The organism is Vibrio sp., assembly GCF_048266485.1.
Taxonomy (GTDB): Bacteria; Pseudomonadota; Gammaproteobacteria; order Enterobacterales; family Vibrionaceae; genus Vibrio.
Genome location: NZ_JBLWZK010000005.1, coordinates 43,807 through 60,064, shown reverse-complemented (window position 1 = coordinate 60,064; position 16,258 = coordinate 43,807). Strand labels below are relative to the sequence as shown.

Annotated in this window: 14 protein-coding genes; 11 read left to right on the top strand and 3 right to left on the bottom strand. The window is 40.9% G+C overall.

The features are described 5' to 3' along the window. Nucleotides 1-71: 71 nt before the first annotated feature. Complete coding sequence (gene brnQ / locus ACN0T8_RS08430) at nt 72-1,400, top strand: branched-chain amino acid transport system II carrier protein (protein WP_417880187.1); 1,329 nt, start codon at nt 72-74, stop codon at nt 1,398-1,400. A gap of 85 nt (nt 1,401-1,485) precedes the next feature. Here the strand turns inward: brnQ and fldB are convergent, their stop codons facing one another. After that, nucleotides 1,486-2,004, bottom strand: a complete 519-nt coding sequence (fldB, locus tag ACN0T8_RS08425) for a flavodoxin FldB (RefSeq protein WP_417880186.1) — start codon at nt 2,002-2,004, stop codon at nt 1,486-1,488. A gap of 147 nt (nt 2,005-2,151) precedes the next feature. Between fldB and xerD the strand changes: the two genes are divergently transcribed. The 7 genes from xerD (at nt 2,152) to ACN0T8_RS08390 (ending at nt 10,351) form a co-directional block, all read left to right on the top strand. Next, on the top strand, nt 2,152-3,048 hold the full coding sequence (xerD, locus tag ACN0T8_RS08420; RefSeq protein ID WP_417880185.1) for a site-specific tyrosine recombinase XerD: 897 nt from the start codon (nt 2,152-2,154) through the stop codon (nt 3,046-3,048). A 48-nt stretch (nt 3,049-3,096) separates the two neighbouring features. Continuing rightward, the gene (gene dsbC / locus ACN0T8_RS08415) at nt 3,097-3,873 is read left to right on the top strand and encodes a bifunctional protein-disulfide isomerase/oxidoreductase DsbC (protein WP_417880184.1); all 777 of its coding nucleotides are present in this window, start codon (nt 3,097-3,099) and stop codon (nt 3,871-3,873) included. Next, nucleotides 3,873-4,211, top strand: coding sequence for a N(4)-acetylcytidine aminohydrolase (yqfB, locus tag ACN0T8_RS08410; protein WP_417880183.1), 339 nt, complete (start codon nt 3,873-3,875; stop codon nt 4,209-4,211). The genes dsbC and yqfB overlap by 1 nt, the downstream gene beginning before the upstream one ends. 26 nt (nt 4,212-4,237) lie before the next feature. Continuing rightward, nucleotides 4,238-6,007, top strand: coding sequence for a single-stranded-DNA-specific exonuclease RecJ (gene recJ / locus ACN0T8_RS08405; protein ID WP_417880182.1), 1,770 nt, complete (start codon nt 4,238-4,240; stop codon nt 6,005-6,007). Between the two features lie 114 nt (nt 6,008-6,121). Continuing rightward, nucleotides 6,122-7,220, top strand: a protein-coding gene (gene prfB, locus ACN0T8_RS08400) for a peptide chain release factor 2 (RefSeq protein ID WP_417880181.1) whose coding sequence is annotated in 2 segments (ribosomal slippage) — nt 6,122-6,196 and nt 6,198-7,220 — 1,098 coding nt in all. Because the reading frame shifts where the segments join, the coding sequence is not laid out codon by codon here. A gap of 72 nt (nt 7,221-7,292) precedes the next feature. After that, entirely contained in the window at nt 7,293-8,816 is a 1,524-nt protein-coding gene (gene lysS / locus ACN0T8_RS08395; RefSeq protein WP_417880180.1) for a lysine--tRNA ligase, read from the top strand. A gap of 200 nt (nt 8,817-9,016) precedes the next feature. Next, nucleotides 9,017-10,351: a sigma-54-dependent transcriptional regulator gene (locus tag ACN0T8_RS08390; protein WP_417880179.1), complete on the top strand. Its 1,335-nt coding sequence runs from the start codon at nt 9,017-9,019 to the stop codon at nt 10,349-10,351. A gap of 97 nt (nt 10,352-10,448) precedes the next feature. Here ACN0T8_RS08390 and ACN0T8_RS08385 read toward each other — a convergent pair whose 3' ends face one another. Then, nucleotides 10,449-11,483: an NADP(H)-dependent aldo-keto reductase gene (locus tag ACN0T8_RS08385; RefSeq protein WP_417880178.1), complete on the bottom strand. Its 1,035-nt coding sequence runs from the start codon at nt 11,481-11,483 to the stop codon at nt 10,449-10,451. A 151-nt stretch (nt 11,484-11,634) separates the two neighbouring features. Between ACN0T8_RS08385 and ACN0T8_RS08380 the strand changes: the two genes are divergently transcribed. Further along, nucleotides 11,635-11,943 carry a DUF6482 family protein gene (locus ACN0T8_RS08380; RefSeq protein ID WP_417880177.1) on the top strand — a complete coding sequence of 103 codons (309 nt, stop codon included), beginning with the start codon at nt 11,635-11,637 and terminating at the stop codon, nt 11,941-11,943. A gap of 40 nt (nt 11,944-11,983) precedes the next feature. Here the strand turns inward: ACN0T8_RS08380 and mutH are convergent, their stop codons facing one another. Next, on the bottom strand, nt 11,984-12,658 hold the full coding sequence (mutH, locus tag ACN0T8_RS08375; protein ID WP_417880176.1) for a DNA mismatch repair endonuclease MutH: 675 nt from the start codon (nt 12,656-12,658) through the stop codon (nt 11,984-11,986). Between the two features lie 606 nt (nt 12,659-13,264). Between mutH and rppH the strand changes: the two genes are divergently transcribed. Together rppH and ptsP are read left to right on the top strand one after the other, a co-directional pair. Next, nucleotides 13,265-13,780 (top strand): RNA pyrophosphohydrolase, encoded by a 516-nt coding sequence (gene rppH, locus ACN0T8_RS08370; protein ID WP_417880175.1) that lies wholly within the window; start codon nt 13,265-13,267, stop codon nt 13,778-13,780. 49 nt (nt 13,781-13,829) lie between these two features. Continuing rightward, complete coding sequence (ptsP, locus tag ACN0T8_RS08365) at nt 13,830-16,079, top strand: phosphoenolpyruvate--protein phosphotransferase (protein WP_417880174.1); 2,250 nt, start codon at nt 13,830-13,832, stop codon at nt 16,077-16,079. The last annotated feature ends 179 nt before the right edge of the window (nt 16,080-16,258 follow it).

Genomic DNA, 16,258 nt, shown 5'->3' with positions numbered 1-16,258 from the left:
CTTGAAGTCACTTGGGTATATGTTTTGTTCTTCTGAAATGCAATTCATTACTAATATATTAAGGGTTTATTTTGAACCAAAAGTTAAAAATAACCGATATTTGGGCCCTAGGCTTCATGTTGTTTGCGTTCTTTTTAGGCGCTGGTAATATCATCTTCCCCCCACTGGCTGGTCAATTAGCTGGCGAATCGGTGTCTTTTACTATGTTGGGGTTTCTTAGCACTGCAGTAGGTCTACCTTTATTAGGTATTATTGCCATTGCGCTAGTCGGTGGCGGTTGGGATAAACTGACCCAAGACTTACCTAAAAAAGCGGCGACAATTGTTGCTGTACTTTTCTTTATTATCATTGGTCCTGCTTTTGCTGCGCCTCGTACCGGGCTTGTAGCATATGAGATGGGCTTGAAACCCTTTATTGCTGAACCATCACAAATACATCTCACTATTTTTTCAATCGTCTTTTTTGCTATTGCGATGGGGTTTGCTTGGTCTCAAGGTAAGCTGTTAGATGTGATTGGTAAGGTGCTGACTCCGGTTCTGTTTTTAGGGTTAATCGTCCTCTCTGTAATGGTATTCATTAACCCTCAAGGTGATATTGTTGCTGCACAAGGTCGCTATGTAACCCATGCATTTAGTAGCGGTTTCCTTGATGGTTATAACACTATGGATACTTTTGCTTCGCTGATGTTTGGTACTTTGATCATTGAAGCTTTACGTAACAAGAAGATTACTGATAAGCGTGCGGTAACTCGTTATGTAACCTATGCGGCATTTATTGCAGCGGGTGGTTTGGCTTTGGTTTACATTTCATTGTTTTACCTTGGTGCGACCAGTAATAGTATTGCGGCTGGCCTTGATAACGGTGGCGCAATTTTAAGTGTTTATGTTCAAGCTCTATTTGGTACTGAAGGTCAGTTCGTTTTAACTACCATTGTATTATTGGCTTGTTTAACGACTTCAATTGGTTTGATTTCCGCTTGTGCCGATTACTTTAGCTCATTAACACCAATTAGCTATAAAGGATGGGTTATTGTCGTCGGTTCAGTATGTGCATTAGTGGCGAACGTTGGTTTAACGGAATTAATTGCCTTATCTATACCGGTATTATTTGCTTTGTACCCAGTGGCGATTGCGATTGTATTCCTAACTCTGGTTCGTTCTCGTTTACCAAACCGTGCTTTGGCGTATCGTTTTGTTGTTTGCTTATCTTTATTATTTGCTTTGATTGATGCAGGTAAAGCAATCGGTATTGATATGTCAGTATTCAACTTCTTGCCGTTGTTTGATTACGGTATGGCGTGGATGTTGCCAACATTGGTTGCGATTGCGGTGATGATGTTTGTCCCAAAGTGCGAACAGCAAGCGAATGAAGTAGCTGAGTTAAGCGAAGATATGGCTTAATCGGTTAACAATCTAACAAGAAAAAGGCTTAGTAGATTCAAATTGCTAAGCCTTTTTTGTATTCGAATGTGTTTAAACGATAAAATTATAAACTGTCGTGATACTCAACAAGGATTTGTTCGCACCATTGCTCGATACGTTCATCGCTGAGTTCATATTGAGAATCTTCATCAAGCGCTAAGCCAACAAAATGCGTTTTATCTTCAGTAAGGGCTTTTGATTGTTCAAACTCATAGCCTTGGTTGGGCCAGTAACCGAGAAACTTAACTCCCGTTGTTATTAGTTCGTCGTGCAGCATCCCCATCGCATCGAGAAACCATTCGCCATAGCCTTCTTGATCGCCTAGACCGAATAATGCCACGTACTTGTCGTTTAGAGATAGCCCATCGAGTTGCTGCCATACTGCGCTCCAATCTTCTTGTATCTCACCGAAATCCCAAGTGGAAATTCCTAAAATAAGGAAATCATAATCTTGAAGTGTTGAGACTGGGGTATCTTTAATATTGTAGATATCGACCAGATCTTCGCCAATTATTGCGCGGATTTTTTCCGAAGCCATTTCGGTGTAACAGGTGCTTGAACCGTAGAATAATCCAATCTTCATAAGTCTTTTTAAACGTTTGATGAATTTGTGGTTAATTCTAACGATAAAGCTGCCTGCTTTACATGCTTTCAGTAAAATTAGTGGCAATTATGAGTAAGCTACCGTAGTCTCAGCATGGATATTCGACATTAAGTGAGTGAATAGGTGATGCAGTCTGAATTAGCTCTGGTAGAGCGTTTTCTTGATTCAATTTGGCTAGAGAAAGGCTTGTCAGAAAATACCTTGCAGTCTTATCGACATGATCTCGATAAGTTGGTGGGATGGTTAAGTCAGCAATCGATGAATTTGTTAACTGTAACAACTGATGACTTACAAGCCTACCAAGCTTGGTTATTGGAGCAAAATTACAAGCAAACTTCTCGAGCACGTATGTTGTCTGCCATGCGTCGATTATTTCAATATTTTACTCGTGAGAAGTTGCGTAGCGACGATCCTAGCGCGTTATTAATTGCCCCTAAGTTGCCGAAACGCTTGCCGAAAGATTTATCTGAGCAACAGATTGAAGCTTTGCTCGATGCACCAATTGTTGAAGACCCTCTAGAACTACGTGATAAAGCCATGCTAGAACTGCTTTATGCTACCGGCTTACGTGTGACTGAATTGGTGAGTTTGACCATGGAAAATATGAGCCTGCGCCAAGGAGTAGTGCGCGTGATGGGCAAGGGGGGTAAAGAGCGTCTCGTACCGATGGGAGAAAATGCTATTGAATGGATTGAAACCTACATAGAGCAAGGTCGCCCGGCATTATTGGGTGAGAAAAGCTCAGATGTGGTTTTCCCGAGTAAACGTGCTCGGCAAATGACCCGTCAAACCTTTTGGCATCGCATTAAATTTTATGCTCAACATGCTGGTATTGATTCTGAAGCGCTGTCTCCACACGTATTACGCCATGCCTTTGCGACGCATTTACTCAATCATGGTGCTGACTTGAGAGTGGTGCAAATGCTGCTCGGACATAGTGACTTATCGACCACACAAATTTATACTCATGTGGCAACCGAAAGATTAAAACAAATCCACCAAGAGCATCACCCTAGAGCTTAGTTCTAGGATGTGTTATTGGACAACTTTTATCCATATTGTAGGTGTTTTATGCATTTTGCTTCTTTGTTTGATTCAATTAACGTTAAGTCAGTTTGTGCTAAAGGAGCATTGGCTTTTTCCGCATTGATATTTTCACTATTGAGTTTGCCAAGTTTTGCGAGCACAGAAGCTAATCAAGCTGAAATCAGTGCACGCTTTGTGAATCTTGGCATTAAAGTGACAGAGGTCGCGCCATCACCGATTGATGGTTTATATGAAGTGATCACGAATCAAGGCATTTTCTTTTCGAGTGCGACGGGTGACTTTTTTATTCAAGGCAAAATGTACAGCCTAGATAAACAAGGTAACTTCAGTGATTTAATGGCGAAAAAATACGCGAAGCAAGTTGAGAAGTTTGCTGATGATATGATCGTCTATAAAGCCAAAGATCAAAAATATGTGGTAACGGTATTTACCGATATTACTTGTGGTTACTGCGTAAAACTGCATAAAGAAATACAAAAATATAACGATCTAGGTATTACGGTTCGTTATATGGCATACCCTCGTCAAGGGCCGACTGGTGATGTTGCGCAAGCGATGGCTAAAGTATGGTGCGCAGATGATCGTAAAAAAGCTTTGGATGATGTGAAGATCAATCGCAGTTTTGATTTTGATAGTAACAATTTACCTAAATGTCAGAAAATGATCAGTGAGCAATATGCTTTTGGTGCTCAATTAGGCATTAGTGGTACGCCTGCCATTTTATTGTCTAATGGCCGAATAGTAGGTGGTTACTTACCAGCTAACGATTTACTTGAGGCGCTAGACGCTGAAAATTTATAATGAATAATCTATCTAACACACCGACCGAAATGACATTTTTTGCTCGCTTTGAAGACGATATTCTGACGGGCAAAAAGACCATTACTATTCGAGATGAAGCAGAAAGTCATTATGTGCCTGGCAGCGTAGTGACAGTATCGACCTTAGAGCAAGGGCGAGTCTTCTGCCAATTGAAAATATTATCCGTCACGCCGGTATTATTATCTCAACTTACCGAATTTCATGCCGAGCAAGAGAACATGACATTGCCTCAATTGAAATCCGTGATTCAAGACATTTACCCCGGTTTAGAACAGTTATTTGTGATTGATTATCAGCTTTATTCTACAAATGCTTAAACTCTCCTTAACCAATTAAGAGTATTATGACGACTATTTCTCGCCGACCTGATGTTGATCTTTCTATCTTACCTGAGTCGATTTCACCCTTATTACGTCGCATTTATATTAATCGTCAGATCCAGAATGTCAGCCAATTAGAAAAGGGCGCGAAAGGACTACACTCTTATCAGGCGTTGCATGGTATTGAGCTTGCAGTGTCGTTATTGTTTCAAGCGATTAAACAGAAACAACGTATTATCGTGGTTGGTGATTTTGATGCGGATGGCGCGACCAGTTCGGCTTTATCTGTACTCGCGATTCGTATGCTAGGTAGTAGTAATGTCGACTACCTAGTGCCTAATCGTTTTGAAGATGGTTATGGCCTAAGCCCTGAAGTGGTCGATCAAGCGATTGAGCGCGGCGCGCAAGTGATCATGACAGTGGATAATGGCGTCTCTTCTATTGAAGGGGTGCGTTATGCCAAGGAGCAAGGGTTAATTGTGATCGTCACCGACCACCATTTACCTGGTCATGAATTGCCAAATGCCGATGCGATGGTTAATCCTAACCTGCAACAATGCTCTTTTCCTTCAAAAGCATTAGCGGGTGTCGGTGTGGCGTTTTATCTCATGCTGGCTCTACGTGCTGAAATGCGAACGCAACAATGGTTTGCTCAACAAAATATCCCCGAGCCTAATTTAGCAGAACTGTTAGATATAGTCGCACTCGGCACCGTAGCCGATGTGGTACCACTGGATGAAAATAATCGAATTTTAGTTCATCAAGGCTTGCAAAGAATTCGTGCTGGTAAAGCGCGCCCGGGCATTCAAGCGTTAATTGAAGTGGCAAAACGTGATGCTAAGCGTCTTGTGGCAGCAGACTTTGGCTTTGCGCTAGGGCCAAGAATTAATGCGGCTGGACGCCTTGAAGATATGTCGTTTGGGGTCGAGTTATTACTGAGCAACAATATTCATGCCGCGCGCCGCATGGCCAGTGAACTGGATGGTTTAAACCACATGCGCCGTGAAATTGAGCAAGGCATGAAGCAAGAAGCAATGGCATTTTGTGAGCGTTTGCTGAACGCGAAAGGCGGCCTAGAAGATAAGTCGAATTTGCCGTATGGCTTAACTTTATTTCAAGCCGATTGGCACCAAGGGGTAATTGGAATTTTAGCCTCACGTATTAAAGATGAATTTCATCGTCCAGTGATCGCATTTGCCGACGGCGGTGAGTTGTCGAATGGAGAGCTTTCTTTAAAAGGATCATGTCGTTCGATTCCCGGGCTTCATATGCGTGATGTTTTGGATAAGATCGACACTCAAAACCCTGGGATCATTGTAAAATTTGGTGGTCATGCGATGGCAGCGGGTTTAACGATCTACCAAAATAAATTCGAACAATTCTCTCGCTTGTTTGATTTGGCGGTACGCGAAGAGCTTGATGAATCAGCGCTGGAAGGTGTAATTTTATCCGATGGTGAATTAAAGCCAGAAGAATTTTCGATGCATACCGCAGAAGAGTTACGTGCTGGTGGTCCTTGGGGGCAAGCTTTCCCTGAGCCGATTTTTGATGGTGAATTCAAATTATTGCATCAAAAACTGGTGGGTGAAAAACATTTAAAAATGATGTTAGAGCCGCTGTTTAAAGGTCATCCAACAGGCATTATGATTGATGCGATCGCCTTTAATGTTGATTTACGCCGTTGGCCAGATGCTTCCGTGAAAACCGTTCACTTAGCTTATAAACTTGATATAAATGAGTTTCGTGGCAATCAATCATTGCAATTGATGGTTGATCATCTAGAAGCTAAATGAAACGAGTAAAATTCCTGTATATTCATCATCAATTTAGGTAGAATTCTGCGCCTATCTATGCATTGAAAATAGCATGGAAAATGAATTTATTTCTCAAATAAGTGATAAGCCAACATGTTTGAAATCAATCCGATTAAAAACCGCCTTCAGGACGTTGCCGAGCGCACCAATGTTCTGAGGGGGTATCTTTGACTACGATGCTAAGAAAGAGCGTCTAGAAGAAGTCAATGCCGAACTTGAACAACCTGATGTCTGGAATGAACCTGAGCGCGCTCAAGCCTTAGGTAAAGAACGTTCAGCTTTAGAAGCGGTTGTTGACACTATTGATCAACTGGATCAAGGTTGTGATGATGTTGAAGGACTATTAGAACTTGCGGTTGAAGAGCAAGATCAAGAAACCTTTGACGAGATCGAACCTGAACTTGCCGATCTTGAAGCGAAATTAGAAAAGCTTGAGTTCCGCCGCATGTTCGCTGGTGATCACGATGCTTCTGATTGTTATATCGATTTACAATCAGGCTCTGGTGGTACCGAAGCACAAGATTGGACTTCGATGATGCTACGTATGTATTTACGTTGGGCAGAAGCCAAAGGGTTCAAGACGGAAGTGATTGAAGTATCAGAAGGGGATGTGGCTGGCCTTAAAGGCGCGACAGTCCGTATTTCTGGTGAATATGCTTATGGTTGGCTACGTACCGAAACCGGCGTGCATCGCTTAGTTCGTAAATCACCATTTGATTCAGGTGGTCGCCGTCATACCTCATTTGCGTCGGCATTTATTTACCCTGAGATTGATGACAACATCGAAATTGATATTAACCCATCGGATTTACGTATCGATGTATATCGTGCATCTGGTGCCGGTGGTCAGCACGTAAACACCACGGAATCGGCGGTACGTATTACGCACGTACCAACGAATATTGTGGTGCAATGTCAAAATGATCGTTCTCAGCATAAAAATAAAGATCAGGCGATGAAGCAGCTTCGTGCAAAATTGTTTGAGTTTGAATTGCAAAAGCAAAATGCTGAAAAACAAGCCAATGAAGATTCGAAATCTGATATCGGTTGGGGCAGCCAAATTCGCTCTTATGTATTAGATGATTCTCGTATTAAAGATCTTCGCACAGGCGTGGAAAACCGAAATACTCAAGCAGTATTAGATGGCGATCTTGATAAATTTATTGAAGCAAGCTTGAAGTCAGGACTCTAATTTCAGCAACAAGCTAAGCGCAAAGAATTCCTCTTCTTTTAGAAGATAACTCATTTTTTATAAGGGCACATGATGACTGAATCAAACAGCCAAAACCAAATTGATGCAGCAGAAGAAAATAAACTGATCGCTGAGCGTCGTTCTAAATTGGATCACATCCGTCAAAGCTGTAAAGCAAACGGCCACCCAAATGATTTTCGTCGTGAGCACTTAGCGGCAGATCTTCAAGCGGAATTTGGTGAAAAATCAAAAGAAGAATTAGAAACGCTGAATCATATTGTCGCGATTGCTGGTCGTGTAATGGCAAAACGTGGTCCATTCCTCGTGATTCAAGAAACCTCTGGCCGTATCCAAGCGTACGCTGCGAAAGATGTACAAAAAGAATTAAAAGAGAAATACCAAGGTCTGGATATCGGTGACATCATCGGTGTGAAAGGGGCATTGCATAAGTCAGGTAAAGGCGATCTTTACGTGAATATGGAATCATACGAGTTGCTGACTAAAGCACTACGTCCACTGCCTGAAAAATTCCATGGCTTAACTGACCAAGAAATGCGTTACCGTCAGCGTTATGTTGACCTGATTGTAAACGAAGATTCACGTACTGCTTTCATTATTCGCTCTAAGCTTGTGATGGCAATTCGTAACTTCATGGCGAAAAAAGGCTTCCTAGAAGTTGAAACGCCAATGATGCACGTTATCCCTGGAGGTGCAACAGCGCGTCCATTTATTACTCACCACAATGCGTTAGATATTGATATGTACCTACGTGTTGCTCCAGAGCTTTATTTGAAGCGTTTAGTTGTCGGTGGTTTTGATCGCGTATTTGAAGTAAACCGTAACTTCCGTAATGAAGGTCTATCGCCTCGCCATAACCCAGAATTCACTATGATGGAATTCTACATGGCGTATGCGGATTACAACGATCTTATGGATCTTACTGAAGAAATGCTAAGTACAGTTGCGATTGAAGTGCTGGGTGAAACCTCTATGCCTTACGGCGAAGAGCGTGTTGAGTTCGGTGGTAAATATGCACGTATGAGCATGATCGATGCAATCAAACAATACAATCCAGACCATGCTGATATTGCTAACTTAAATGAAGAAACGGTAAAAGATCGTGACTTTATGGTTAAGATTGCTAAATCAGTTCATGTCGAAGTAGAAAGTTTCTGGACTTGTGGTCAACTACTTGAAGAGATCTTTGGTGAAACCGCTGAACCTCAACTTATTCAGCCTACCTTCATTACAGGTTACCCAGCAGATATTTCACCACTGGCTCGTCGCAGTGATTCGAATCCCTTCTTTACTGATCGATTTGAATTCTTTATCGGTGGCCGTGAAGTGGCGAATGGTTTCTCTGAACTCAATGATGCAGAAGACCAAGATGCACGCTTTAAAGCACAGGTTGAAGCCAAAGATGCAGGTGATGATGAAGCGATGTTCTACGATGCTGACTACATTACAGCACTTGAACACGGTTTGCCGCCAACAGCGGGTCAAGGTATCGGTATCGATCGTCTAGCCATGCTATTTACAGATACTCATACTATTCGTGACGTGATCCTATTCCCAGCAATGCGTCCACAGCAATAAGTGAGAAAGTAATACCGGATTATTGCCCACCATCTCATTGGTGGGTTTTTTTTATCTGAAATTCGAAAAAAATATTCTAAGCATCTATTTTTATTAAATAAACTGTCCGTCTCAAAAATAAGAACCCCTTTCATAGCTTTAATAATGTTGTCCTGTGTATGATTCCTTATCTGATGAATAAGTAGTCAAAAGGATACGATATGGAAAAGTATTTCCGAATGAATTCGCTACCGGGTTCGCTTTTAGTGATTGGAGGGCGACTCGATACTTGGCATGAGAAAGTAGTACTCGCAGGTTGGAAAGTGGAACGCTGTGGCGATTTAAGGCTCGGTCAAACCATGATCGAGCGAATTGGTCCGTGTATTGGGCTGATTGATCTTACGAATGATGACTTCAGTTTAAGTGCGATTGCCTATTTAGTTACTAATAATAAACATGTCCGTTGGATGGCTTACATAAAAGAGCACCAACTCAATCAAGATTCTATTTGTCAGTTCATCGTTAACTTCTGTATTGATTTCTTCACTTTGCCTATGCCAGAAAAACTATTGTTAAGCAGTATTGGCCATCAGTTAGGCATGTTGAAAATAGAGAAGAAGGTATGGCCAGAAAATATGTTGGATAACCAAGCTCTCTTAGTCGGTGATTCTTTATCAACTAAGCGCTTGCGTGAGCAGGTTAAACGTATTGCCAATACTGATGCTAATATTATTATTGCGGGTGAAAGAGGGGTTGGGAAACAGCTCGTCGGAAAATTAATTCATGACGCTTCATCACGTAGCACATGTGCTTTTGTGGTTGTTAATTGCAGTGCTTTACCAGAAAAACGTTTTGAAAGAGAGGTTTTTGGTTTTGAAAGAGAAAGCCAAACACCAGGCTTTAAAACTAAACTTGAAGAGGCAGACCAAGGAACCTTACTGCTGAAAGACATTACTGCATTGCCAAAAAGCCAACAAACTCATTTATTGCACTTTATTAATAATCCAGTTATTCAGACTGATAATGGCGAAAAAACCTTAGATATTCGAATTATAGTTTCAAGCCATAATAATCTTGAGCAAAAGGTACAAGAATCGGAGTTTTCTGCTGAGTTGTATTATCTATTAAAAATTCTTAAAGTGCATGTCACCCCTCTGAAAGATCGTTGTGGTGATATTGCCAGTATAGCGCATTATTATATTCAACAATTTAGTCGAGAATATAACACTCAAGCTCGTAATCTTTCTTCTCAAGCTCTTAAGGCTTTAACCCAATATCATTGGCCCGGAAATGTCAGAGAATTACTTAATCAAATTAAACGAGCAGTCTTAGTTTCTGATGGAATAGTGGTTGAATTAGAGCATTTTGATTTACCGTCTCAAAGCCAAAAAATTCGCACCTTAAAAATGATCAGAGAAGATTCTGAAAAAGAAGCACTAGTGAAAGTATTAGAGGCACATGATGGACAAGTATCGCTCGCTGCGAAAGAGCTGAAGATATCGAGAGCAACTATGTATCGCTTGCTTGGTAAACATAAATTGGTCTCAGAGGCGTGAAACGATAACGGCTTACTGGTGGTTATGAATCACCTACGACAGAAAAGGGAAGTGCTCACTTACTTCCCTTTGTGTTTTTAAAATTATTAAGTATGAATTATGGACAAGGATTAGGGTACTGAACACCTACTTGATGAAGATCTTGCAGTAGTTCGTCAGAGAGTTGGGTATCGATACTATCAATGTTCGCTTTTAGCTGTTCCATTGTGGTGGCACCGATAATATTCGACGCAACAAATGGGCGTTGATTAACAAATGCTAATGCCATTTGTACCGGATCAATATCGTGTTTTTTAGCAATATCGATGTAGGCTTGGGTTGCGGCCTCACCTTGTGGCGTAAAGTAACGAACAAAGCGTTCAAATAAGCTACAACGAGCGCCATCTGGTCGAGCGCCATTGAGATACTTGCCACTTAATACCCCAAATGCTAGTGGCGAATAAGCCAGTAACTCGACACCTTCATGATGACTAATTTCTGATAGACCAACTTCAAAGCTGCGGTTGAGTAGGTTATACGGGTTTTGAATCGATACGATCCTTGGCAAATCATGCTTTTCCGCTAAACGTAGCAACGTCATCACGCCCCATGGAGTTTCATTTGATACACCGATATAACGAGTTTTACCCGCTTTCACTAACTCCGCTAATGCTTCTAATGTTTCGATAAGAGTGACTTCTTGCTGTTCATCTAAATAAGGGTAGTTGAGTTGTCCAAAGCGGTTGTTATTACGTTGAGGCCAATGTATTTGGTACAAGTCAACGTAATCGGTTTTGAGACGTTGTAAGCTGCTATCCATTGCGAGATGAATATTACGACGATCGAGACTCATGTTTTCACGAATGTGAGACATACGGCCTGGGCCTGCCACTTTGGTCGCCAAAATGATTTTTTCGCGTTTACTTGATTTTTCTAGCCAATGACCAATATATTCTTCGGTGGATCCTTGGGTGCTAGGCTTTGGCGGAACAGGATACATTTCTGCGGTATCGATGAAGTTAACCCCCCTTTCGAGCGCATAATCTAATTGTTCGAAAGCTTCTTTTTGAGTGTTCTGTTCACCATAGGTCATTGTACCTAAAGCTATTTTACTGACTTCTAAATTAGAGTGCGGGATTTTGTGGTATTTCATTGCACATCCTTGGGCGATCGTTGAAAAATCATATAAATGGTTTGTTCAATATATAGCAAAAAAGCTCGAGTAGTAAGTCAGTTAGCTAAGGTTAGATTTTTGTTCTAGACTGGAATATAACACCATGAATTGTCCTGAGTGGGAGGTAAGGATGAGAAAACAGCAATTGGATCACTGGTTGCAAGCGAGTAAAAATGAGGAGTGTGACCCTCCTAAAGTATTTGTGGTGAGTTGTGCTGATCTTTCCCACTATTCACTTGCTGTTGAATATAAACATCGACTTGAGCCGATCATGGAAAAAGATCAATTAGCTTATTTCAATTCTTTAGAATCGGTAAAGGATGAGTTAAAAAAATTAGGCTTATCCAGTGCTTATCTTAGATTGCATAATGCTTATGATGAATTTGGCGCTGAGGGACTCGATCTTTTTCAGGATATTGAATTACATCTCGCTTCTTAGTGGATTAAGTGGCAGGGTTTTACTAGGTAACAGACGGTGGCTATGAAGATCGTTGCAAATGATTTAGTAAAATATTCGCTGTGAATTGTTTCCGTAAATAAAAGCCTCTTGGTAAGGCCTTGATAGGCTGCCCATTGGCACTATAGGCTTCTGTTACCACTTTACTATTGGCCGCTTTAGGTCGTAGCTGCATTACTTCCCCGTGCTTGGCCGTAATCTGCTCTACCTTCCCTAGTACGATAAATTCCATCAACTCTTCCCAATCTTGTTGAAGTTGTTGTTCTTCTTGAGCACTTGGAGACCATAAGATTGGACGACCAACTCGGCGTTCAGCAAGAGGGATATCTCGTTCACCTTCAACCGGGATCCATAATACTTTTGCGAGTTTATGCTTAACATGGCTATTCTGCCAGGTTAGCCCATTGACTCCGGTTAAGGGGGCAACAGATATAAATGTAGTTTCCAATGGTTGACCATTAAATCCAATTGGAATGGTTTTTAATTCAATGCCTAAATGCTCAAAATCTGGTTGAGCTTTACTGCCAGATTCGGCACCTAAATGCCATTCAAGTAATTGTCCTACCCAACCTTTTTCCCGTTTGAGATTTTCGGGAACAGTAATACCAGCTTGGTGTGCTAAAGAAGCAAAAGAACGAGCAACAATCTTTTCGGCTCGTTGCATCAATTCTTGTTCTGTCTTAGGGGGTAACGGCATAGCAAATGATCTGATTAAAAAACAAGGGTTCTATAGTACATTATTTTTAACAAGGATCTTATTCGCTTTGATCTTATTATGTTGTTAAATTAACTTATCCACAGGTTTTTTTCTGGATGGTGAAAATAAAAGTGATGACGATCACTTTATTCACATTTGCTGTAATAAAAGAATATGTATGAGTCCTTTTTGAGCGCTTTAGTATGATCTAATGTGGATAATATAAATCATGATGGATCTTTGACCGATCTGTGCCTATAAAAGATCCTAAAGATCTTTTATTTGTCTTCAATTGGATTTTTGTTCCTATTGTTATGTTTTTAAATAACTTTATTCTATTTTCGCATGACAGTTTGACTGTTGTATTTGAGTGTTAAATAAGCCATTTAATGGTTTTATCGTTTTCTTCACACATTTATTCACAGAAATAGTGAATAAATGCCACAGCAACTCAATTTTTGTGTTGATAACTTATTATTTAAGCTAATTTGATTAAAAAGTGGATGTTAGGTAATAAAAAACGCGATATTGTGCTCTTGAAATTTGCCCCTTTTGTGGATATGTGAAAAAATCACTGGTAACAGAGATTTATATTAGAGGTTAGCCGTGATAGATGGCGATGGTTACCGCTTAAATGTGGGAATTGTAATATGTAACAACCATGGTCAGGTATTCTGGGCAAAACGATACGGGCAGCATTCTTGGCAATTTCCACAAGGTGGGATTGATGACGGTGAAACACCGGAACAAGCACTATTTCGTGAATTGTATGAAGAAGTTGGGCTAACAAAGAAAGATGTGAAAATCATTGGAGTCAGTCGTCATTGGTTAAAATATAAATTACCAAAACGTCTGGTGAGATGGGATTCCAAGCCTGTGTGTATTGGCCAAAAACAGAAATGGTTTTTACTACGGTTAGAGTGTGATGAATCAAACATCAATATGAACCGTGGACGAACCCCTGAATTCGATGGTTGGCGTTGGGTGAGTTTTTGGTATCCAGTCAGACAAGTGGTTTCTTTTAAAAGGGATGTATATCGACGAGCAATGAAAGAATTTGCTTCGATTGCGATGCCTTTTCGAGATCCTAAAATGAAAGGTAAGAGAAAAGTGCGTCGATAAGTCTTTATCTGGTTAATAACTAGGTAAGACCTCATAAAGGTGAATGTGAATGCTTATTCAACTAAGGGACATCGTTGAACAAGTATCTAAAGCAGACGATCTTCGTCAAGCATTAGATATTTTGGTAAAGGATACTTGTAAAGCGATGCACACAGAGTGTTGCACCGTTTATTTAGCCAATAACGAGCAAAGTCGTTTGGAGCTAATGGCCACCCAAGGGCTAAAGTTTTCTGGCCAAACTATTCACATTCCTTTTGAAGAAGGTTTAGTAGGGCTGGTTCGTCGCAGCGCCGAACCTCTCAATCTATCTTATGCACAAAAACATCCCAATTTTAAATATTTCCCTGAGCTTGGGGAAAATGTTTATCAATCTTTCCTCGGAACTCCGATCATTCACCGCCGCCAGATATTAGGCGTGTTAGTGATTCAGCAACGATCACCAAGATCATTTAGTGAAGTAGAAGAATCGTTCCTCGTGACACTTGCCGCTCAGTTGGCGGTCATTCTTGCTCATTCTCAAGCCCAAGGTCAATGGCAACTCAATGACCATCAAGTCCATTCCTATAAAGGCATAGCAGCTTCGTCTGGCATTGCAATTGGTCAAATTTGGTGGGATGACACTCATCCAGATCTTTCCCAAATTGCTCCAGCTTCTTGTTTAGATATTAATCAAGATCAAGAGTGGCTGGCGCTTGCGATTGAAAGTGCGATTGCGGATTTTCGCCGGATGCGTAAGCGTTTTGATAGTGAATTAAATAAAGATACTTTAGCAATCTTTGAGCTATTTGTTCACTTATTGCATGATCCTATGCTGCGTGCCGATTTGAATAAACAGATAGAGAAAGGCGATCGAGCGGATTGGGCGTTAAGACAAGTCGTCGAGCTTTATGCTGAGCGTTTTGCCAGCATGAGTGACTCTTATTTACGAGAACGATCCAACGACATTAAAGAGCTTGGACAGAGATTACTGTATTTCTTACACAATAGTGAAGTTCGAACTCCTAGTTTTAAAAATCCGGTTATTTTGGTGGTTAGGGAACTGACTGCTTCAATATTGGCTGCGATTCCTAAAGATAAGCTGCTTGCGGTTATTTCATTGGAAGGTGCCGCGAATTCACATGCGGCCATTTTATCTCGTGCACTTGGTATTCCTGCCATCATGGGCGCGCAACTTAAACCAGAATCGATATCGGGTAAATTCGGTATCGTAGATGGTTATAGTGGTGATATCTTTGTTGAACCTGCTGCCCAATTACTTACCGAATATCAATCGTTAGCTAATGAAGAAGAAGAACTTTCAGATTTAGTTGCTCAGGAATTATCGGAACCCGCCGCTACCCAAGATGGCAAGCGAGTAGAATTGATGCTCAATGCCGGCCTTAGTGCCGATACCAATATTGCGGTTAACCAAGGCGTTGATGGGGTTGGTTTGTATCGTACGGAAATTTCGTTTTTATTGCATAATCGCTTTCCTTCCGAAGAAGAACAAACCCAACAATACCGCACGATTTTAGCGACTTATCCGGATAAACGCGTGGTAATGCGAACCTTAGATATCGGTGGTGATAAAGCATTACCTTACTTCCCAATTGAAGAAGATAACCCTTTTCTAGGGTGGCGTGGCATCCGTTTTACTTTAGATCATCCAGATATCTTTTTAATTCAACTACGCTCAATGTTAAAAGCCAGTACCGGGCTAGGTAATTTAAATATTATGTTACCTATGGTGTCGGGATGCCAAGAGATTGATGAATCTCTGATCTTGATAGAGCGTGCTTATCAAGATGTGTCGCAGGTCGATCCTAATATTCAGCGGCCACAAATCGGTATTATGCTCGAAGTACCTTCAATGCTGTATTTATTACCGTTAGTGGCGCATAAAGTGGATTTTGTATCAGTTGGTACTAACGATTTAACTCAATATCTACTGGCGGTTGATCGAAATAACTCTCGGGTGTCGGATGTGTACGAACATGTTCATCCTTCAGTAGTAATGGCACTTAAACATATTTATGATATGTGTCAACAATATAAACTGCCAGTGTGTATTTGTGGTGAGTTAGCAGGGGATCCAATAGGTGCCTTGCTGCTTATTGGTATGGGATATCGCTCATTGAGTATGAACACATCCAATGTTGCCCGAATCAAATATATTCTACGTAAATCTGACTCTACAGAATTGCAGCAGCTCCTTAATACTGCGATGAAGCAAGCCTACGGTACTGATATCTATAACCTAGTATTTCAATATCTAGAACAGAAAGGTTTGGCTGGCTTTATTCGTGCTGGTAAGAAATAAGAGTTTTTATTACGTAATTTCTGAGCCGCTAATTAATTTGATTGGTATTACTGTATCTGTGTAGGCTTTACTTTATTATACTCGCCAATAAATTATCTTTTTATGTTTGATGGCACTAAAGCTGTCACTCTTGGTCAGATAGTATCTACCTTCTATTATTTTTTTACTTTAAAGCAGAG